This is a genomic window from Neorhizobium sp. T25_27 (genome assembly GCF_002968565.1).
In the GTDB taxonomy this organism is placed as follows: Bacteria; Pseudomonadota; Alphaproteobacteria; order Rhizobiales; family Rhizobiaceae; genus Neorhizobium; species Neorhizobium tomejilense.
In genome coordinates this window covers 62,655-81,766 of the sequence record NZ_PVBJ01000004.1, presented here as the reverse complement: position 1 = coordinate 81,766, position 19,112 = coordinate 62,655, and the positions used below count along the sequence as shown (strand labels likewise).

Annotated in this window: 21 protein-coding genes; 10 read left to right on the top strand and 11 right to left on the bottom strand. The window is 59.7% G+C overall.

Features of this window, described 5'->3' with window-relative positions; translation table 11 throughout:
• Positions 1 to 29: 29 nt before the first annotated feature.
• From C5J24_RS13655 to C5J24_RS13625, 7 genes are all read right to left on the bottom strand, one after another.
• Positions 30 to 527 carry a hypothetical protein gene (locus C5J24_RS13655; RefSeq protein WP_172723972.1) on the bottom strand — a complete coding sequence of 166 codons (498 nt, stop codon included), beginning with the start codon at positions 525 to 527 and terminating at the stop codon, positions 30 to 32.
• 510 nt (positions 528 to 1,037) lie between these two features.
• Positions 1,038 to 1,700 carry a flavin reductase family protein gene (locus C5J24_RS13650; RefSeq protein WP_105418537.1) on the bottom strand — a complete coding sequence of 221 codons (663 nt, stop codon included), beginning with the start codon at positions 1,698 to 1,700 and terminating at the stop codon, positions 1,038 to 1,040.
• Between the two features lie 3 nt (positions 1,701 to 1,703).
• Positions 1,704 to 3,128, bottom strand: a complete 1,425-nt coding sequence (locus C5J24_RS13645) for a Xaa-Pro peptidase family protein (protein ID WP_105418535.1) — start codon at positions 3,126 to 3,128, stop codon at positions 1,704 to 1,706.
• A 31-nt stretch (positions 3,129 to 3,159) separates the two neighbouring features.
• Positions 3,160 to 3,981 (bottom strand): ABC transporter permease, encoded by an 822-nt coding sequence (locus tag C5J24_RS13640; protein ID WP_046632060.1) that lies wholly within the window; start codon positions 3,979 to 3,981, stop codon positions 3,160 to 3,162.
• A complete protein-coding gene (locus C5J24_RS13635) occupies positions 3,974 to 4,801 on the bottom strand; it encodes an ABC transporter permease (protein ID WP_105402114.1) in 828 nt (275 codons plus the stop codon). The genes C5J24_RS13640 and C5J24_RS13635 overlap by 8 nt, the downstream gene beginning before the upstream one ends.
• 9 nt (positions 4,802 to 4,810) lie before the next feature.
• The gene (locus C5J24_RS13630; protein WP_105418533.1) at positions 4,811 to 5,851 is read right to left on the bottom strand and encodes an extracellular solute-binding protein; all 1,041 of its coding nucleotides are present in this window, start codon (positions 5,849 to 5,851) and stop codon (positions 4,811 to 4,813) included.
• Positions 5,852 to 5,902: 51 nt separating this feature from the next.
• Positions 5,903 to 7,015, bottom strand: coding sequence for an ABC transporter ATP-binding protein (locus tag C5J24_RS13625; protein ID WP_371674281.1), 1,113 nt, complete (start codon positions 7,013 to 7,015; stop codon positions 5,903 to 5,905).
• 628 nt (positions 7,016 to 7,643) lie between these two features.
• Between C5J24_RS13625 and C5J24_RS13620 the strand changes: the two genes are divergently transcribed.
• The 7 genes from C5J24_RS13620 to C5J24_RS13585 all read left to right on the top strand — a co-directional run bounded on the left by C5J24_RS13620 (position 7,644) and on the right by C5J24_RS13585 (position 15,901).
• Positions 7,644 to 8,576: an ABC transporter substrate-binding protein gene (locus C5J24_RS13620; RefSeq protein WP_105402117.1), complete on the top strand. Its 933-nt coding sequence runs from the start codon at positions 7,644 to 7,646 to the stop codon at positions 8,574 to 8,576.
• Positions 8,577 to 8,580: 4 nt separating this feature from the next.
• Positions 8,581 to 9,453 carry an amino acid ABC transporter permease gene (locus C5J24_RS13615; protein ID WP_105418529.1) on the top strand — a complete coding sequence of 291 codons (873 nt, stop codon included), beginning with the start codon at positions 8,581 to 8,583 and terminating at the stop codon, positions 9,451 to 9,453.
• 82 nt (positions 9,454 to 9,535) lie between these two features.
• The gene (locus tag C5J24_RS13610) at positions 9,536 to 10,666 is read left to right on the top strand and encodes a sugar phosphate isomerase/epimerase family protein (protein ID WP_105418527.1); all 1,131 of its coding nucleotides are present in this window, start codon (positions 9,536 to 9,538) and stop codon (positions 10,664 to 10,666) included.
• 146 nt (positions 10,667 to 10,812) lie between these two features.
• The gene (locus tag C5J24_RS13605) at positions 10,813 to 11,562 is read left to right on the top strand and encodes a GntR family transcriptional regulator (protein ID WP_105402204.1); all 750 of its coding nucleotides are present in this window, start codon (positions 10,813 to 10,815) and stop codon (positions 11,560 to 11,562) included.
• 441 nt (positions 11,563 to 12,003) lie between these two features.
• Positions 12,004 to 12,237 carry a hypothetical protein gene (locus C5J24_RS13595; protein ID WP_105402121.1) on the top strand — a complete coding sequence of 78 codons (234 nt, stop codon included), beginning with the start codon at positions 12,004 to 12,006 and terminating at the stop codon, positions 12,235 to 12,237.
• A 228-nt stretch (positions 12,238 to 12,465) separates the two neighbouring features.
• The gene (locus tag C5J24_RS13590; protein WP_105418523.1) at positions 12,466 to 15,141 is read left to right on the top strand and encodes an HAD-IC family P-type ATPase; all 2,676 of its coding nucleotides are present in this window, start codon (positions 12,466 to 12,468) and stop codon (positions 15,139 to 15,141) included.
• A 100-nt stretch (positions 15,142 to 15,241) separates the two neighbouring features.
• Positions 15,242 to 15,901, top strand: a complete 660-nt coding sequence (locus C5J24_RS13585) for a CBS domain-containing protein (protein WP_105418521.1) — start codon at positions 15,242 to 15,244, stop codon at positions 15,899 to 15,901.
• A gap of 154 nt (positions 15,902 to 16,055) precedes the next feature.
• Here C5J24_RS13585 and C5J24_RS13580 read toward each other — a convergent pair whose 3' ends face one another.
• Complete coding sequence (locus C5J24_RS13580; RefSeq protein WP_105418519.1) at positions 16,056 to 16,886, bottom strand: universal stress protein; 831 nt, start codon at positions 16,884 to 16,886, stop codon at positions 16,056 to 16,058.
• A 273-nt stretch (positions 16,887 to 17,159) separates the two neighbouring features.
• On the opposite strand from C5J24_RS13580, the gene C5J24_RS31860 reads away from it, so the two are divergent.
• Positions 17,160 to 17,333: a hypothetical protein gene (locus C5J24_RS31860; protein WP_172723971.1), complete on the top strand. Its 174-nt coding sequence runs from the start codon at positions 17,160 to 17,162 to the stop codon at positions 17,331 to 17,333.
• Between the two features lie 127 nt (positions 17,334 to 17,460).
• On the opposite strand, the gene C5J24_RS31855 is transcribed toward C5J24_RS31860, so the two are convergent.
• On the bottom strand, positions 17,461 to 17,631 hold the full coding sequence (locus C5J24_RS31855) for a hypothetical protein (protein WP_172723970.1): 171 nt from the start codon (positions 17,629 to 17,631) through the stop codon (positions 17,461 to 17,463).
• A 110-nt stretch (positions 17,632 to 17,741) separates the two neighbouring features.
• Complete coding sequence (locus C5J24_RS13575) at positions 17,742 to 17,951, bottom strand: cold-shock protein (RefSeq protein WP_038548738.1); 210 nt, start codon at positions 17,949 to 17,951, stop codon at positions 17,742 to 17,744.
• A gap of 294 nt (positions 17,952 to 18,245) precedes the next feature.
• On the opposite strand from C5J24_RS13575, the gene C5J24_RS13570 reads away from it, so the two are divergent.
• A complete protein-coding gene (locus C5J24_RS13570; RefSeq protein WP_105418517.1) occupies positions 18,246 to 18,500 on the top strand; it encodes a hypothetical protein in 255 nt (84 codons plus the stop codon).
• A 111-nt stretch (positions 18,501 to 18,611) separates the two neighbouring features.
• Positions 18,612 to 18,752 carry a hypothetical protein gene (locus C5J24_RS13565; protein WP_172716950.1) on the top strand — a complete coding sequence of 47 codons (141 nt, stop codon included), beginning with the start codon at positions 18,612 to 18,614 and terminating at the stop codon, positions 18,750 to 18,752.
• A 136-nt stretch (positions 18,753 to 18,888) separates the two neighbouring features.
• Here C5J24_RS13565 and C5J24_RS13560 read toward each other — a convergent pair whose 3' ends face one another.
• Positions 18,889 to 19,110, bottom strand: coding sequence for a hypothetical protein (locus C5J24_RS13560; protein WP_105418515.1), 222 nt, complete (start codon positions 19,108 to 19,110; stop codon positions 18,889 to 18,891).
• Positions 19,111 to 19,112 lie beyond the last annotated feature (2 nt).

Genomic DNA, 19,112 nt, shown 5'->3' with positions numbered 1-19,112 from the left:
AGCTGACCGCTCTGCACGGCTATGCGGAACTAGACGCGGCCGTAGCGGTCGGCGACATATTTTGAGCCTGCGGAAAGGAAATCCAAGCGAGACTCGGCGTACGCTCTGTAGGCCTCCACCCCGCCTTCATTCAGTGATTCAATTTCATTTTTCAGACGCTTTAAGCCGGCATTCCCCATCCAGATCAAGTAATGGTCTGACTTCAGGTTGAGGATTTGCATTTTTTCCATCAACTCTGGAAAATGGATCAAGGCGATTGACACCGCTTTATATATCGGCTCCGGAGGTAGGTCTTTGACTTCGCCAAATACAACGACGTTCCTCTTTTCAGTTAGCCAGTGGTCATGCTCGTACACCGCCTCGATTATTTTTTCGAAACTCTCATTTCGTTTTTGTTGCTTCGATGCCCGCGATGTCAGTAGGTGAGCTAAGAATGGCCCGATTGCTCCGCCGATAGCCGCGATGACACCGCCTATGATGACAGGCAGAAGCACAGTCCAGGTCGAAGTTGATGCCGCCGAATCCACGTTGCGCCCCCGCCTATCGTTGCACTCGACTCACAACATACCAGTTCCTCGCGAACTCGGCGAAATTCTGCGCAAGGTGGGGAATTTCCCCACCCATCCGCCAGAACCTTCTAGCGACTGCACCGGACAACCTGTCTGCCGTTCCAAAATCGGATCTCGCGAAGCAACGTGGTCTCACAATGATCCGCTGACGCATGACGATTAGGCAGAACAATAGAAGAACGAATTTGCTTGTGGATTAAAGATCGCAAAATCCCCAATCGGGAGCATTTTCCCACATAATGCGGGCGTAGCCGAGGTTGCGGACGCGCTAACGACGCACGGAAGCCCGCTTCCCCGACTACTGGCTCCCCGGAGGGAGGGAACGGTTACCGCCGTTTCCTCCCGACACGGGCACCACGCATTGTGCCGCCTTATGCTCCTGAGTGCAAAGCCTCAACGTAAAATACATTGCCTTTTTCCACAGCCACACTTCGCCCATTATATCGCGGAGGAAGCGGACAAGCGCGCTTATTCCGCCGCCGCCTTCGCGCCATCCTTGCGGCTTTCCCATTCCTGCGGAGTCAGCGTCTTGATGTCGAACTGGTCGCGGGTCCGGGCATAGGTGTGCCCGCCCATGCGCCCCACCGCGTCCATGAGCTGCTGGTCGATATGCAGGTTCGACGGGTTGACCGCGTCGCTGCGGACATAGACGCCGAGCACCTCGCCTAAGATGATTTCCCGCGCCGGGCCGACCTGCAGGGTCGTATGCCGGCGGCATTCCAGCGCTGCCGGTGCCGCGAGAATGCGCGGGCTGCGCACCATCTGGCCGGGGACGGTCGCAAGGCCTGCCTCCTCCATCTCGTCGACCTCGGGGCCGAACTTGATGGCGCAGACCTCCATCTGGTCGACCAGCGCGTTATCGCAGATGTGGACCGTGAACTCTCCGGTCTCGCGGATGTTTCGCGCCGTGTCCTTGAAACGCATGTCCGAATAGTTCTCGACGCCGATGGCGATGATGGCCGGATCATGGGTCAGCACATTGAAGAAGCTGAACGGACCGGCATTGGGCTGCCCTTGCCTGCTGACCGTCGTCACCAGGGCGATGGGGCGCGGGATCACGGTGCCGATCAGAAGCTTGTAGCGTTCCCGCTCGTTGAGCTTGGCGAAATCGAAATGGGTGTGGTCGGTCATGTGTCAGGCCTCGGCAGCGATACGATGGGTTTCAAGCGGGGTGTGGCGGGAGAGGTTCTCGAACCCGTCCTTGGTCACGACATACATGTCGCCGACATTGCAGCCGGCGGAGAGCGGTTCCAGCCACTGGGTGTGCAGCACGAACACCATGCCTTCCTCCATCCGGTCGTAGTTGTGGGAGGAGATGTTGAAACTGTTTTGGCTCCCGGCCATGCCGACGGAATGGCCGAGATTGGGGTTATGCGGGCCTTCCGTCGCCGGATAGACATGCATGAGCTTGCGGCCCTGCGCCTCCCAGTCGATGTTCTTCACATACTGGCGCGGGATCAGCCGTGCGCTGCCGTCATCCATCGGCGCCCAGTTATAGGGCATGGTGCGCGCCTCCGAGGAAGTCAGCATGCCGCGCTCGATCATCGGCCCGAAGGCGGCATTGTTGACGTCGCGCATCAGCGCACCCGGCCGGATCAGTTTTTCGGCGCGCTTGACGCCCTCGATGCAGGCAGCAAGCACCTCTTCCTGCCGCTTGGTGATCTTGCCGACGGCGATCATGCGGGCGGTCTGGGCCGTGTAGCCGCGGTAGGTGATGTTGGAGACATAGAGATTGATCAGGTCACCCGGACGCACGACATGGCCGTAGGGTTTGCCGCAATGGGTGCCGAACTCGTTGATGCCGATCTGATAGCCGTCACCAGTCTCGCCTCCAAAGGAAAGCTGGGCCTGCGTGAAGGCGGCATAGATCTCGTGGTCGGTCACGCCGGGCCTGGCGACGTGATAGGCGGCCTGCGTCGCGATGCTGACCAGTTGCGCGGCTGCCCGGAACATCTCGATCTCGCGCGGTGAACGCAGCTTCTGCATCCGGTCGAGAAGAGCGTTGTCGGCGATGAACTTGCTCTTCGGCATCAGTTCGTCGAGCGCCGCCCAGCAGGTCAGCGAGGTGCGGTCGCCGATCCGGCCGATCTGGGCCTTTGCGAGCCCGAGGCTGGCCAGCACTTCGGCGCATTTCTCGGCAGTCTTGATCACGGAGTCGCCCGGACGATCGGCATATTCGCGGCCGATCGGGCCAATCTGCCAGATATCCTCGACCAGCACCGGTTCACCGCCCGGCGGCAGCAGCACGGACTGGGTGAAGAAGGACAGAAGCGTCAGCGGCTTGTCGGTGTCTGTCGGGATGATCAGCACACCTTCGCGCATCCAGTCGCAGATATAGCGGAGATAGTGGTTCGATGTGTGAAACCAGCCGACTCCGCCGGTGTGGACGATCAGCGCGTCATGCCCCGCTTCGACCGCCTGACGGCGGATGCGACGCAGGCGATCCTCGAACTCCTCGACCGGCAGCGGCAGTGGTGCGGAAAAATCGAAGTCCGGCTGGAAATCGGCGAGCAGCGATCCGACACGATAAGAGCCCGCCTTGGTTGCGCGCATGTTCATTGGGTATTCCTTCCAGAATTCTAAAAATGGGTCAGGCCTGCTTCTGCGGTGCCAGCACCCGTCTTGCGACAAGCAGCACCACGAGCGTGAGAGCGATCAAAACTCCCGACATCGCGGCAACGCGGACGTCGAGCGACTCTTCGATGAGAGCGAACATCCTAAGCGGCAGCACCGTCGTTCGGGCATCGGCGAGGAAGAGCGAGACGGACACGTTGTCGAGCGACTGGATGAAGACGAGAAACGCACCGGCAAGGATGCCCGGCAGCAGGAGCGGCAAGGTTACGCGCCTCAGCGTCGTGAACCACGTCGCCCCCATCACCGTCGAGGCCTCCGCCAGCGATGGATTGATCCCCTGGGCAACAACGGATGCGGCTCTGTACATCAGCGGTCCGAAGACGACCACATGGCCGGTCACTGTCAGCCAGAGCGAAGGCTGGAAGCCGACGAAGTTGGCGACGATCAGCGCCGCGAGACCGTAGACCAAGCTTGGCAGGACCAGCGGCGCGAGCAGGAGAGGCTCGATGGAACTCACAGTGCTGCGTTTCATCCGCGCCATGCCGATGGTGGCGGGAACTGCAAAGAGCAGCGACCCGAGAACCGCAAGAGCGGCAATCTTCAACGAATTGCCGGCCGCGATGTGCTCGGTTCCCGAACGGATCGGATCGAACAAGGCCTCGTACCAGCGGATCGAAAAGCCCTGCGGCGGGTATTTCAGGGTCTGCCCTGATGTAAACGACATGGTGATCGCGATGATGATCGGGGCGACCAGATAGATCAGGCTGAGACCGCCGAAGCCGAAGACGAATGCCTTGTAGAGGAAAGCGGGGATCGGATTTTCACGCTTGTTACGCATGGCCCACGAGCCTCCTGTGGCGGGAAATCATTGTCATTGCGACGAGCAGAATTCCGGTCGACAGCAGCAGGACGACGGCAATCGCCGATGCCATGGACCAGTCGAACAGCGTGCCGACCTCGCGATAGATGAGTTGCGGAACGTAGACGTTGCGGGCGCCGCCGATGACCGCCTGGGTCACGAAGGAACTGCTGGTACTCGCAAAGACGAGGATCCAACCTGCCAGCAGGCCCGGCAGCATCATCGGCAGAAGTACGGTCACGAAAATTCGCCATGGCCCGGCCCCGGAGACCTGCGCGGCCTCAGTGAACTGGACGGGTGTCCGCGACAGGATCGCGATCAGCGGCAGGATGATAAGGGGCAGATCGATCTGGCACATGGCCAATACCAATCCGAGTTCAGTGGACATCAGCGAGAACGGTTGTCCTGCAAGACCGAGAGCCACGAAGGTCTCGCTGATCGGCCCCTGCCGCCCGAGAATGACGATCCAGGCAAAGGTTCGCACCACGTTGCTGGTCAGCATCGGGATGAGCGTCAGAAAAATGATGACCTGTCGCGCAGTCTTGCCGCTGTGCCAGTACAGGAGCGCGATCGGAATGCCGAGCAAGGTCGTGCTCGCCACGGTTTGCAGACCGAGCTTGGCGGTGTTCATCAGCACGCGATAATTGAACGCATCGCCGAGGAAGCGTCCATAATTGTTGAGTGTCAGTCCGTCCGGACCGATGAAACTGAACCCGATGAGAACGGCGAGCGGCGTCGCAAAGAACGCCACCGACAAGAGGAGCATCGGGATAACGTATGGGAAGCCGCTCGCCTTCATTGTCTTATCTCAGCCAGCAACGAGGGCGTCGAACTTGCGGATCCATTCCGCACGGTTCTTGTTGATCGAAGCCCAGTCCGGATAGATCATGCTGGCAAGCTGGTCGCGCTTGACAAAAGCCTCGATGCCGGGCGTCAGGGTGACTTGCCCATTGGTCGGGAACATCTCGCGTGGCGGCATCTTCAACTGATCCTGTGCCGCCTTGGAGATCGCCGCATCCATGTAAGCATAGGCGGCCTCGACGTTCTTCGAACCCTTGGTCAGGTGGATGTTGACGGGGGCTGCGGGAGAGCCGGTTTCCGGCTGAACGAACTCGGCCTTGAGGCCCATGCTCTTCAGGCGCGCGACGTTGCCGGTCGAGCACATGAAGACCGCGATCTCGCCCTGCTGGAACAGCGTCATCTGGTGGTTGGTGCTGGCGACGACGCCCTTGATCTGCTCCGGATTGTCCTTGAACAGCTTGAAGACGGCGTCCATGTCCGTGGCGCTGGTCCCGAAGATCTTGGCGATCTGGCTATAGGCCATGACGCCGGTGTTCGAACCGAAGCCGGTCCAGGATACCTTGCCCTTGTAGGCGGGATTTTCGAACAGATCGCGATAGCCCTTGGGAGCCGGCACGAGATCGGGATTGTAGGCGATGCCGTTGACTTCGATCGTCACGGTCGGGCCGTATTCGCCCTGGAAGGCCGGGTCGAGCATGCTCCAGTTCTTGAGCTTGCTCGGATCGATCTTCTGGATCAGATCGTTGTCGATGGCGGTCGCCATCTGGCCGGGCGACATCAGCAGCGTGTCGTAAGGCGGGTTGCCGGGGCTCGCCATCACCTTGGCGAGCTGGTCCTGCGCCAGTGCCGGGGCGACCGTCAGATCGAAACCGGCTTGCTTGACGAGCGGCGTCAGAACCGTGCGGTAGCCATCTTCCCAGTTGCCGGGGAAGGTTGCGGCGACGACGCTGCCGCCGGCGGCGCGGGCGGAAAACGGCATGGTTGCGGCTGCGGCCGCACCGGCAGCGAGCAGGCCAAAATTACGGCGGGTCATATTGAAGTTGGTCATGCGATCACCTCTGTTGGTTATTGATTGACGGCTTTCATTCACTGGCTTCATTCACCGGGAGACTTCCGGTTCACCCGGAAAGACATGGGCTCGTGCGGTGTCGATCTCGGCAAAAACCTGCGTCCCGGTTTCGGGAACGAAGGTCGAAGGGCCGCGAACCTCGGACGCACGCAGATTGGTGCCGTCGTCGAGGACGAGGTCGTGGACGAGCGTCGGGCCGAGCGGCACGGATACGGTCACGCGTGCCGCAAGCGAATTTTCGCCTGGCTGGCTTGTCAGCCGAACCTCCTCGGGCCGGAAGGTGACGGTGACCTTCGATCCGGCAGTAAAGTTCAGGCGGCGCGGCAGGCGAAGAGCCTTGTCACCGGGCAAGCCGATCAACGTGGCTTCAGGATCCAGATGCGCGACCGTTCCGCGGAGAATATTGGCCTGCCCGATGAAGGTGTTGACGAACAGCGTGTTCGGCCGGTCGTAAACGGCCATCGGCGTATCGATCTGCTCGACATTACCCTTGCTCATCAAGACAAGACGGTTTGCCAGGCTCTGGGCCTCTTCCTGGTCGTGGGTGACGATCAGCGTTGTGATCCCGAGCGTTTTCTGAAGATGCAGAAGCTCGACCTGCAGGTCGAAGCGAAGCGCCCGGTCCAGTGCGCCGAACGGCTCGTCGAGCAGAAGCAGCGAAGGGCGCCCTGCTATGGCGCGGGCAACCGCGACACGCTGCTGCTGGCCGCCGGACAGTTCGCGTGGGAGCCGATTGCCGTAACCGTTGAGGCGAACGAGGGACAACATTTCCTCGACGCGTGCCTTTCGTACGGCACGCGGAACCTGCTGGCAGGCGAGTGGATAGGCGATGTTCTCGGCCACGGTCAGATGCGGGAACAGCGCATAATTCTGGAAGACCATGCCGATGCCACGAGCTCGGGCTGATATGTTGGCAAGGTCGGCCCCACCGAGCACCATTCGGCCAGACTTTGGGTGGATCAAGCCTGCAATAGCCCGGAGCACCGTAGACTTGCCGCAGCCGCTTGGCCCGAGGAGTGCGACGATTTCTCCAGCGTTGACCTCAAAGGACACATCGCTGACGGCATTCTGTCCGCCATAACTGTGCGTGAGGTCTTTGACACTGAGCTGCTTTCCTTCGATCGAGTTCGCAATATGAGGCATGCAAATTCCCCCATGATCTGCCGCAACGATGGGACGCGAGTAGCGACCGGGAGCTAAGCGGATATCTCGTTGGCTAAAAAATCTGGTTTCGGTCTGGTTCATGCCAATCGAATTGCAAGCACCGTGCCAGTTCCAAACTGCCAACCGAAGAATCGAAGCAAGGCAATGTTTTAAATATGTTATTTTTGTCGAAGTGAAATTCGCAAGTTTATTATCATAGAGTTTTGAATCTGAATAAATCAGTGTGACTGCATATAATTTGGTCTCGATAGTTTAGTTCTTGAGCAGAAACTTGGTATCCGGCCGGGAGAATTCACGCCACTTTTCACCGGAAACTTGCCCATTGCAGAGTTTTCGTCTTCAAAATCAGGCAAATATTCCTATAATTGGAGCTAAATTGGATTGGGCGCGGCGTTTCCCCTGACAACAACGTTGAGATCGATGAAAATTTATGCATTCATATTCGTATGAATACGCGAAACTAATTTCGAAACATTATACGAATGTCGACGATAGAAATATCTAGCTTTCTTCTCAATAACTTAGGAATCAGCCCGTCAACTTGGCACGGCGATTGCTTCAAAATCCCCGAGAATTCAAACACAGCAAAACAACGAAAGGGGATCCCATGAACAGCATCAACGGAATTCTGAGAAGCGGACTTGCCGGCACATTCGCAGCCTTGCTCTCCCTGTCGGCACAGGCAGCCGAAGGCCCAGCGGTAAAGATGATACCGGAGGCGGACGTGGCGAAGCTGCCGGGCATAGCATTCAACCAGAAACTTGCGGACGGCCTGCCGCCTGCCATCAAGGCGTCGAAGGTCCTCAAGGTCGCAACCGACCTCACCCCGCCGATCAGCTTCCGCGCAGAGGATGGAAAGCTGATCGGCATCGATGCCGATATCGCGGCCGCGCTTGGCGTTGTTCTCGGCATCGACGTGCAGATGACCGATGTCGGCGCTGGGGCTGCAATCGTTCCTGCGATCCTGTCGAAGCGTTTCGACATGACCGTCTCCGGCATCAACGATGATCCGGAACTGGAAAAGCAGGTCGATGTCATCGACTACATGTATGACGCGACCACGATCATGACCATCAAGGACAACCCGCTCGGCATCAAGAGCATGGCGGATCTCTGCGGCAAGAAGGTCGCGGTGCCGGTCGGCACTTTCCAGGGGCGCATGGTGGAGGCCGCGTCGGCCAAGTGCGCCACGCCGATCAACATCATGTCCATCCCGAAAATGCCCGACGTATTGCAGGCAGTGCGCACCGGCCGCGCCGATGCGACCGTCAACGGTTATGCCACGAGCGTCTACACCACGGCAAACCAGACCGGCAGAGGCGTCGGCCTGCAGGCTCTTCCGGATGTCCGCCTCGCAGTCGGATATCTCGGCATGCTGGTATCCAAGGACAACCCACAGCTTCGCAACACGGTCGTGGCAAGCCTTCAACATATGGTCGATAGCGGCGCCTATGAAGCCATCATGAAAAAATGGAGCCTTGGCCCGCTGGCCGTGAAGACGGTCAAGGTCAACGACGCCGCCAGCATGCCGGTGGATTGAGCCCATGTCCCTTTTTGCTCAACCCGTCAGCATCGCCATGGCACCTCCCGTCGGCAAGCCGATACGGTGGGGGCAAATCACAACCGGCACCAGCGCGATCCTCGCGCTGGCTCTCCTTATGATGATCATCGGCCGTAGCCAGAGCGTTCAATGGAGCGAAATCCCTCGTTTCATGATCGATCCGATGATCCTGGGCGGCGTCGTCCTGACGCTCCAACTGACGGCAGGCGCGATGCTGGCCGGGATCGCCGTCGGCTGCATCGTCGCCATCATGGCCACCAGCCAGAACATCGTGCTGAAAACAATGGCCGTCGGCTTCGTATGGTGGTTTCGGGGCGTGCCGCTGATCGTCCAGATCTTCTTCTGGTTCAACATTGCGCTTTTCATCCCCGAGGTCGGTCTCGGCGCCTATACAATATCGATCAATGATCTGGTCACTCCCGCGGTCGCCGGGTTCCTGGCGCTCGGTCTGCACGAGGCCGCCAATATGAGCGAGATCATTCGCGGCGGCCTGACGGCGGTGGATCGCGGACAGCGTGAAGCGGCATCGTCCCTGGGCTTGAGGCCACTGCAAACCTTGCGGACGGTCGTTCTGCCGCAGGCGGTCCGCCTCATCGTTCCACCGACCGGGAACCAGGCGATCGGCATGCTGAAGGCCAGCGCCATCGTCTCCGTCATCGGCATGCAGGATCTGCTGACCCAGGCGCAGGCCATCTATGCGCGCAACTTTCTCGTCATCGAACTGCTGTGCGTTGCGTCGCTCTGGTATCTCGCGATCACCACGGTCGCCTCGATCGGTCAGCATTTCCTGGAGCAGCAGCTCGCACCCAAGGGCCGGTCTGGCGGCTCGCAAAAGGAGACCCGGCGACGGACGTGACAGCCCGACGCCATCGTTCAATCCAACCAAGCAAGGATCGCCAGCGCAGCGTATCCGATCAGGAAACCCCAAGGAGCAGACCATGAGACTGGGCATTGATGCACAGAAACTTCCCGAGGCCACAAAGCGTGGGCCGCTTGCAAGCCTAGACCATGTCAAGGACCTCGGCCTCGGTGGCCTTTTCTTCACCACGGTTCTCGATATGAGCCCGACGCTGGACAAGGGCGAACTGCGCGACATCAGGGCGAAGGCCGACGAACTCGGCCTTTATCTCGAAAGCGGCGTCGGCAAGATCAATCCCTATTGCAGCGCCGAGGCGCCGGAGTTCAGGGCAATCGGCGACGGCGACATCATTCTCGGCTTCACCCGGATGATCGAGGCCGGCGCTGCCATCGACTGCCGTGAACTCTGGGTATCGCCCGGCAATTTCAAATCGGAGTATCGCGGCAGGTTGGCGAATGACCGGTTCCGGACCGACGTCACCTGGGAAGAGCAGTTGCTCGCCATCGAAAAGGTTCTGCTGAAGCTGGCACCTGTCGCCCGTGCCAACGGCGTTCACCTCAACATGGAGACCCATGACGAGATCACCTCCTTCGAAATTCTTCGGCTGATCGAAAAGGTCGGCGAGGATTGCATGGGCGTGGTCTTCGACACGGCCAACGGTCTGCAGCGCGCAGAACATCCGGTCTTTGCCGCAAAACGCGTCGCGCCCTATGTCCGCCAGACCCACGTGAAGGACGCCTATGTCGGACGGGCACCCGGTGGCCTGGATTTCCAGACCCGCCCGGTCGGCGGCGGCATCGTCGATTTCGGCTCGATCCTTCCCATCCTCGCAAGAGCGAACCCAGATCTGAATTTTTCGCTGGAAGTTGCCGCTTCCGTCGAAGACAAGCCCCGAAAAGCCAATCCACGCCAGTGCATCCAGATCGACGACCCGATCTGGCGCGCTGGCCACCCGGATCTCAACACCGAAGAGCTGGATGCTTATATCGCCATGGTGGACGCATACGAAAAGCGCGTCACATCTGGTGAAATTCCGGATTGGGAAGCGTACGAAGCCAGCCAGTACGGCTACCCCACCTATGAGGAGCAGTCCTACGGCTACAAGGAAGCTGTGACCTTCATCAAGGACTCAGCTCGCTACGTCGAAAGGATTTGCGCGGAAAACGGTATCTCTCTTTCTTCGTCGGTGACAAAGCGGCAGGCTGCCTGAACGATCAGTCCATCAGCATCGGCGGCATGAGCTGCCGATGCCCTTTAAAATCATGGGAAAGTCTGGCTTTTTGTCGAGATCGGCATATACGCAGGAATATTCTCATGGAAAAAATAATGCTGCCGTAAGGGCATTTGGAGCAGGAAATGAAAAGGACGCGCCGTCAAAGCGCCAAGGCCACGCCGAACGCAAATAATACAGCGGATACGGCCGAAACCAACAATGACGATGTTTCTGAGCGTATCAGGACCACGCTCGCCGCGGCCATTGGCGAAGGTGCACTGAAGCCGGGCACCAAGATTCTCGAGGATGCGATAGCCGAACATTTCGGCGTCAGCAGAACGGTCGTCCGAGGAGCGCTCGGCGTTCTGGAAAGCGACCACCTTCTGGAGCGAAAGAAAAATCGCGGCACTTTCGTTGCAGAACCCGGCATCGAAGAAGCCAGGGCTCTTTTCGAATCACGCCGGAAACTGGAGCACGTCATCCTCGAACTCGTCATGAACCGCGCCGAAGCGGAGCAACTGGACGCTCTCGAAAAGCTGACGGACGAGGAAGAACATATCCATCATCACGGCGACGAAAAGTCGAAAACGGTCCTGTCCGGCAAGTTTCACATCGTGCTCGCCCAACTCGGCGGCAACGCGGTCATGACCGAAATGTTGTCGAAGATCGTTGCCCGCCTCTCGCTGGTGATGGCCCTCTACGAGGAAGAGAAGCAGGACGACTGCGGCGCCGATCACCATCGCCTGATCGTGACTGCGCTGAAAGCCAAGGACCTGGTGAAGGCGCAGCAGTTGATGGACCATCATCTTGCTGACATCGAAGGCCGCGTGCGGCTCACCGAGGGCCAGGGCGACCGGCATACGTTCATGGCTGTGCTGGAGAACTTTTCGTAAACTGGATCGACTCCCAACGTAAAAAAGCGTGTGACGCCCTCCATATTCCGGGGATGCCTGGATCTGTGTGAAAGACGACTGGGGACCCCGTTCGACTGCTCAGACAAGCCGTGACAAATGACAGTGTCATAGCCGGAAGCGCACGGTCTGAGGAACGGTTTCCATCGCTTCCGAAGCCGATGGTTTGGCTTTGCAACAACTCCTCAAGACGGACTATCTCCTCCTCTGGCTCGTTCAGAGGATGGAAATGAATAGCACTTGCAGCGCAGTCTTTGCCGAGGACATTCTCGCCAATTTTCAATCTGGCAAATACTTTTCGACGTTTAGCCACTTTGGATCGGCTACGCCTTTCGCCCATCCTTCGATGTGCTGGCATGACATGGCGGAGTGATCGGTTCATCGTCACGAAAGTCATGTCTCAAGCAAAGGAGGAATGCTGTGATGTCAACGAAGTTGCTGCAGATTATCACTCTAAGCGCGGGGATGGTCCTTGCCGGGACGGGTTTCTCGGCGAGTTATGCGTGCGGAGCCGGCGAGTGTGAACCGCCGCCTGAAACCTCCAAAGGCAACAACGGCTGGGGACAGGAAAAGAACCAAGGAACGAACGACGGGACCAACGCCGGTAGTGACAATGGTGGCACCGCCGCTTCCAAGACCGCGAGCACCGACAGGTAAACCCGCGACTGCTTCGGCGGCGTAGCGATACTACGCCGCCGATTCCATCTGACCCAGGCGGACAGATTCTCCGGGAACAACATGGAGCAGATAATTCAACTCTGATGCAGCGACCAAGACACGCAGCCACGTTGACGGATATCAATGGCCGGCAAACACCGGCGGTTATCCTCCTCGATCGAGCGCCTCTCGTTTGCCGACAAGGGCGCAGTTTGATCTGGAGCGCCGATGCCTGCAAATTCAGTCCTCGTCCAATCCGAGCGCGAAGAGAACAATGCGGCTTCCGAAGGGCTGAGCAGCACCGAAGCGGCGGAGCGTCTGGCGCGGTTCGGCCTGAACCGCCTTCCCGAACCCCGGGCCTCGTCCCTGTTCCTGATCTTCCTTGCGCAATTCCGCAGCCCGCTGATCTATATCCTGCTGATCGCGGCGGCAGTTTCGCTTCTGGTCAGCGAGGCGGAAGATGCCGTTTTCATCGGCATCGTGCTGGTGTTGAACGGTGTGATCGGCGGCATCCAGGAATATTCCGCCGGCCGTGCGGCGGCGGCTTTGCGCAATCTCGAACAACCGTTTGCGACGGTCGTCCGCGACGGGATCGCGCAGGAGATCGAGGCGCGCCTGCTGGTTCCGGGCGATCTCGTGCGGATCGAGGCGGGCGGGCGCATCCCCGCCGATATCGAACTTTTCGAGGCCAACGACCTGCTCTGCGACGAGTCGCTTCTGACTGGCGAATCCGCGCCGGCGCGCAAGACGGTGACCATCGTCGGCGCACCGCCCGAAAACAAAAAATCCGGCCTTGCATTTGCGGGCAGCCTCGTCACGCGCGGGCGCGGTGCCGGCCTGGTGGTTGCGACCGGTCTTTCGACCGAAATCGGCAGGATCGCCGCCGAGATCGGCAAGGCGTCTGCCACTCAGCCGCCGCTGCTGATCCGGCTCAAGCATTTTTCGAACATGATCGCCTGGAGCGTCGGGCTCGCTTCCGTCGTCCTCGTCGCCGCTGGCCTGTTCCGCGGGCTTGCCTGGGACGACCTGTTCATGATGTCGGTCGGGCTTGCGGTCAGCGCCATCCCGGAGGGCCTGCCGATCGCCATCTCGATCGCGCTGGCGATCAGCATGCGCCGCATGGCCAGGCGTAACGTCATCGTCCGCCGCATGCCGGCGGTCGAGTCGCTCGGTTCCTGCACAATGATCGCCACCGACAAGACCGGAACGCTGACCCTCAACGAGCTGACCGTCACCGATATCCGTCTTCCCGACGGCAGCGAACTCATGCTCGATGCCGGCATGGATCTCGATACCTGCGAGATCCGCGGGTCGAACCTCAGCGCTGCGGAGGCGCGTGATCGTGCCGGGAGACTGCTGAAGGCGGCCGTTCTGCCCAATGAGGGTGGTCTGACCCGCCAGGCGGATGGCTGGAAAGGTGTCGGCGATACGGTCGATATCGCTCTCCTGGCTGCAGCCCGCAAGGCCGGGCTCGAGCAGGAAGCGATGAAGGACGATTACCCGCTGATCGCGCGCATTCCCTATGAGCCGGACCTCAAATATGCCGCCTCCTTCCATCGCCGGAGCGGGCGGGTACGCATCTTCGTCAAGGGGGCGGCGGAAACCCTGATCGACATGGCGGACCGGATGGACGGCGGCAACGGCGTCATGCCGATCGATCGCGAGATACTTCTCCGACAGAAGGAGGAGATGGCAGAGCGCGGCCTCAGAGTGCTCGCGTTCGCGGAAGGGGAAATCCGCAGCGGCTCGGAGGAGACCTTCGGTTACCATCACCTGGTCGACCTGGTGTTTCTCGGCCTTGCCGGCATGCAGGATCCGATCCGCCCGGAAATTCCGCAAGCGATCCAGGACTGTTACTCGGCCGGCGTGACGGTGGTGATGGTGACCGGCGACGACCCGAAGACCGCTGCCGCCATCGCCGCGGAGGCCGGGTTACGGTTCCTGCCCGATCAGATCACCAGCGGTGCCGATGTCGGCAAGGCCGAGGAAGCCGGTCCGGATGCGCTCGACGAGCTGACCGGGCGGGCGCGAATCTATGCCCGGGTGGCACCGGCGCAGAAGCTTGCGATCGTGCTGTCGCTCGCCCGCAACGGCCACTTCGTGGCCGTCACCGGCGACGGGATAAACGACGCCCCCGCCCTGAAACACGCCCATGTGGGGGTGGCGATGGGCCGCAAGGGAACGGAAGTCGCCAAGGAAAGCGCCGATATCGTCGTCACCGACGACAATTTCGCGTCCATCGTCAGCGGCATCCGCGAAGGCCGCACCGCTTATTCCAATATCCGCAAGGTGATCCTCATGCTCACCGCGACGGGTGCTGCCGAAATGCTGCTTTTCCTGCTGGCAATCCCGCTCGGGCTACCCATGCCGTTGCTTCCGGTGCAGCTGCTCTGGCTCAATCTCGTCACCAACGGCATTCAGGATGTCGCGCTTGCCGGCGAGAAACCTGAAGGCGACGAACTGGCACGACCGCCGCGCCGCCCGAAGGAGCCGATCTTCGACCGGTTGATGATCCAACGGATCGTCCAGTCGACGCTGGTCATCGGCGGCGGCGGTTTCGCGATCTTCTCCTATCTGCTCTATCAGGGCTACGAGATTTCGCAGGCGCGCAACCTGCTGCTGCTGCTTTTCGTGCTGTTCGAAAACGTCCAGACCTTCACCAGCCGCTCGGAGCGCCGATCGGTCTTCTCGTTGAATTTTTTCGGCAACCCGCTGCTGATCCTGACTGTCATCGCGGCCCAGGCCATCCATATTTCGGCAATGTATATCCCCTGGTTCCGCGAAACCCTCGATCTCGCGCCGATCTCGTTTGCCGAGTGGGCGTTGATGATGCTTGCCGCCTCCTCGATCCTGGTCGTCACCGAACTGGACAAATGGCGCCTCCGTAGAACGAACCTGGCCTGAAGGCCGCCCGCGCTCAGATTGCGCTAGGTCAAGGTCGGCGCGGGTACGATGCGGGAAGCTCAGGGCAAGCGACGGATGATCGCAACCACAGGAGCACAGGATGCTTGCCAAAGATTTGATGACGACCAGGGTGGTTCACATCAGCCCCGGAGCCAGCCTCAGACACGCGATCCGCATGATGATCGACAACGACATCAGCGGCCTGCCCGTGATCGACGACGGTGGGGCATTGTGCGGAATGCTTACCGAGGGAGACATTCTGAAACGGCATGAATTCAACTTTGCGCCGAAGGCCGCTCCTGACGCCGGCGATCCCGCATTCTTCAGAAACTACGTCAAGACGCACGGGTTGAAGGTCGAGGACTGCATGAGCCGCAAGATCGTCAGTGTGGCGCCGGAAGCCAGCGTCGCCGAGATCGTCGCACTGATGCGCCTCCATTCCGTCAAGCGGATTCCTGTCCTCGACAACGGCATGCTCGTCGGGATCGTCAGCCGCCGCGATGTCCTCAAGCTCGACATCGGCATGCCTGACGTGATCGCACGTGGCGACGATGCGCTGCAGCTGGCCGTCGCGACGCGGCTCCTGGCAGAACTGGGACTGGGCAAGGACAAGGTCGAAGTCAGGGTGCGCAACTCGGTCGTGGAGATCGTTGGCAAGATCGCCTCCGATGCGGAGGAAGCGATACGAATCCTGGCCGCAAGCATTGCCGACGTCGGCGGCGTCGTGATCCGAACGCCGCCGATGCAATCCGCTCGATAGGCAGAAGGTAACGCGATCTGACCCGCCCTCCTGGTTTCAGTCCCGTGGGGTGGGTCTTGCGTCAGGGATCAAATAACGTCCCCTCCCTGTCGCTGCACTTTACGCGCACAAAAACCCGCCTCCCGCGGACTGACAGGAGGCAGGTCAGGAGGTTTTACCGGGCGATCAGCACCGGGAACCTGCTTTCCTCCAGAATCGAAGCGGTCACCCCGCCAAAAATCCGCTCTCGCAGCCGCGAGTGTCCGTAGGCGCCCATGACGATGAGGTCGGCGTTGATTTCCAGCGCATGTCTTTCGAGCACGTCCTCCACCAGCCGGTCGCCGCTCAGCAGCTGTTCGACGACGACGTTGATGCCGTGGCGGGCGAGATAGACGGCCACGTCGGCGCCGGGTTCGCCGCCGCTGACCCAATAGGAGGTGTCCGGATCCACGAGCACCACATGCACTTCTTCCGCCCAGGTCATCATATCAAGAGCCTCGCGCGCGGCCTGGGAGGCCTCCGTGCGGGAATTCCAGGCGAGCAGGATCCGACGCGGTTTCAGCGTCGTCTTGCGGCCCTTCGGAACCAGCAGGAGGGGACGCCGCGCTTCGAACACGCCACCATCCACGATCCGCCTTGTGAGCATGCTGTCGGCGCGCACGCCGTCTCCGATCACCAGCACATCGGCATAAAGAGCGCGGCGATGAATTTCCTCACTGACGAAACCGCCATCCGCATAAACGACATCGACGTCGAACGAGAGGCCATTCGCCTCGCAGGCGCCGGCTGCCTTTTCCTGGATGCCGTCGAGCAATCTCAGGTCCTGGTCCCGCTGGTCGAGCCATACGGTGCCGGCCGGAAAATCTCCCATGGTTGCCGGAACCGCGAGGCCGATGACCATCACGGAAAGATGTGCCTCGAGTTCGGTCGCGATCTCCATGGCACGGGCGAGATCAGCGGCGGGTTCCATATTGCCGATCATTGCGAGCACTGTCTTGAACGACATTGTCTGTCTCCTCTGCACGAGGCCTTGATCGGCCCTATGGAGGAAAGTCTAGGATCGGCACCGGCCCGAGCCATGATCTTCGTCAATCGGAGCGGATAATTCGAAACTGCTGGCGCCGCCCGCCGATCGGCTAGAATTGAAAATGGATTCCGTCGTCATGGGGAAGGCTTTTGTGTAGCCGAAACGCAGCAGCCATGAGAACGCAATCGTGCCTTCTGCCTTCGAAGAAACGGGAGTAGGATCATCCGGTTCGACCAACCAGGGAGATCGAAAATGGGAACGAGAAAAGAGGCGCCTTCGCCCGGAACGTCCGCCAAGGATATCGCCAAGGAACAGGACGACTACCTGGAAGAGTCGCTCGAAGAGACTTTTCCGGCAAGCGATCCCATCGCACCGGGCCATCCCCAGAAACCGGAGAAAGGGCCGGTCGCTCCCAAGCGCAAGTGATCCAAATTCCCCGCGCCGACGGCGCGATCGCCGGCATGGAGTTGGAAGACGTGGGGCCTACTCGGAACGGACAAATCCGATCCGCGAGAACGGGCCGAAGTACCCCTCGGCCCACATCATCGGATAGTTAGCTCTTGCCGCCGGGCTTGCGGCCCTTGTCGGCCTTGCCCTTGGCGGAAGAGGTCTTGGCGTCGTAGCCCTGACCGTGGTTGGTGCCGCCGAGATGGCCGCCGCCGCTGGTATTGATCACCTGGCGCTGGGCACGCTTTACCTGCTGTTCTGCATCTGTCTTTTTCATGGAAATTCTTTCATTATTCAATAACAAAAGGCCGAGAGAAACCGTGCCTGGCGACCGCTTACGGTCCACGCCAGTACATCCGTGGCCGGAGCCCGAAGTTGGTTTTGGCTTTAAGCGATCTGCAGATTTTCAGCTGCATTCTTGCCGGTGCGGTTGTCGCGCACGACATCGAAACTCACCTTCTGGCCTTCAGCCAGATAGGTCATCCCCGAGCGCTCGACGGCCGAGATGTGGACGAACACGTCCGTCGATCCGTCGGCGGGCTGGATAAAGCCGAAACCCTTGGAGGTATTGAAAAATTTTACGATTCCGCTGCTCATGAAGATGATCCTTCCGATCGAACACAGGTCGCCGTCCGGCAAGATGCCGGCGACAAAAGAGATCGATTTTGAAGGGAAAGATCAGCTCGAACGCAAAAGGCGTGAAAACGAAGCTCGACAACCAATTTCGATGGTTACCACTACCGGTCAACTATGTCTTGAGCAAGGCATTTCTCACAACCCGCACATTGCGTTTGGCGCAAGTCCGGCGCATGATGGCAGCTTCAGCAGCGATATAAAGGGCACTGCTGCTTCAGGATTCCCACGCCCTGGCCCCAATGAAAGGAGGACGCCATGTCTTCCGAATTCTCTCAGTCCACCTCCCGCAATCTGGTCCGCGTCAGCGGTCCCGGATACCGGGAGAATATCGAACTTCATCAATTCGGTGAGCATACGCAGCCAAGCGACATACTTGTCGCCGACCGGATCGGCGCAACGGGGGCTGCCCTCATGCTTGCCCGTTTTGGCGATCATCCCGAAAAGAGCTTTGGGGCCGCAATATCGGCTTCGTTGAGCAAACACAGAGATACCGTGCTACCGCAGCTTTGATGCTTCGGCTGGCAAAGGCAGGTTTTGCAAATCCGTCATTTCACGCCTAGCATGCCTGTCGCCGAACATGATTTCACTCTCGACATTCGATCGCCGCCCAAGGAGGACAAAATGGCTAAAGGCCAGGTACGAAGTAATCGCGAAACTCGCAAACCGAAAAAAGACAAGGCCGCCGCAGCAACCGCCGCGCCCGCAGGCGCACAGGTCAAGCTCGCCGGCAGCGGCCTTACCTTGGGCAAGAAGCCGAAATAATATTCGAGCAGGAGGCGCCGTACCACGGCGCCTCTGACGCAGTCTTTATCCTTGATCGTGTAAAGATCGCATCGCCTGGATTTTCCGGTGACGCATGCCGGACTGTCTTTTCCGAGAAGGCCGAAACTGATCTAAATTAGTTGGACCCGGGGCGTTTTTTTGAAACTCGGGCGGCACGGATGCCCTCAAGCCAAATCTCCGAACCGGTCAGCGGCGGCCCCTGAATCAGCATATCCCGGAAAATCGCACGCAGGGCCGGGCCGTCCGGACAGGTTTCTGCGGCTTGCTCCGGCTGGCTGTTGGTCAGCATCTTCTGAAAATAGAGCTGGAAATTCGGATGCGAGGATCGTGAAGACATCG